The 955-nt window shown below is 67.4% G+C and carries 2 protein-coding genes; both read left to right on the top strand.

Annotation, left to right across the window (positions count from 1 at the left end; genetic code table 11):
* Positions 1-270: biotin/lipoyl-containing protein (locus KBI52_RS01285; protein WP_210804842.1), on the top strand; the 270-nt coding region annotated here is incomplete at its 5' end.
* Positions 270-955, top strand: a 686-nt coding sequence (locus tag KBI52_RS01290) for a methylmalonyl-CoA mutase family protein (protein WP_247654097.1), incomplete at its 3' end; no start/stop codon positions are given. The genes KBI52_RS01285 and KBI52_RS01290, both read left to right, overlap by 1 nt.

The raw sequence follows: 955 nt of genomic DNA on the forward strand, positions 1-955 counted from the left end.
ACGAAACGCGAGGCCGAGCTGGCGGCCCTGATGCCGGAGCGGCTGGAGGCCGATACGGGCAAGCTGCTGCTCTGCCCGATGCCAGGTCTCGTGAAGGCGATCAGCGTGAGCCAGGGCCAGGAGGTCAAGGCCGGCGAACCCCTCTGCATCGTGGAGGCCATGAAGATGGAGAACGTCCTGCGCGCGGAGCGCGACGGCACGATCTCGATGATCCACGCCAAGGAAGGGGACAGCCTCGCGGTTGATGCCACCATCATGGAGTTTACCTGATGGCAGATGTGGACGACCTGACCTTAGCCGCCGATTTCCCGCAAGCGACCCGCGAGCAATGGCTCAGACTGGTCGAGGGCGTGCTCAAGGGCGCGGACTTCGAGAAGAAGCTCGTCTCGCGCAGCCATGACGGGATCGCCATCCAGCCCCTCTATCCGAAGGCGGAAAGATCGACGCCCGTTGTGCGCGAGCAGCCCGGCCGCTGGCTCGTGTCGCAGCGGATCGACCATCCCGACCCGGCGAAGGCCAACGAACTGGCTCTCCTCGATCTCGAAGGCGGCGCCGATGCACTGACGCTCGCGACCCACAAGGCTCCCGCGGCCCGCGGATTCGGCGTGCGGGTCGAGAGCCTCAACGATCTCGACCGGGTGCTGTCGGGAGTGATGCTCGACCTCGTTCACCTGCGCGTCGATGCGGGCGGCCACGGCCGCCAGATGGCGGCACTGATACTGGCGCTCGCCGAGCGGCGCGGCCATAATTTCTCCGACCTCTCCCTCGATCTCGGCCTCGATCCCATCGGGGCCATGGCGGCGCAAGGGCGGATGTCCGCGTCTTGGGACGCCATGGCCCGGCGCATGGGCGACACGCTTGAGCATCTGACCGCGCAGGGCTTTGCCGGACGCACCTTCCTGGCCGATGGACGCGTCTACCACGAGGCCGGCGCCAGCGAGGCGCAGGAACTCGC

The sequence above is a fragment of the Microvirga sp. HBU67558 genome (genome assembly GCF_018069605.1).
GTDB classification, from domain to species: Bacteria; Pseudomonadota; Alphaproteobacteria; order Rhizobiales; family Beijerinckiaceae; genus Microvirga; species Microvirga terrae.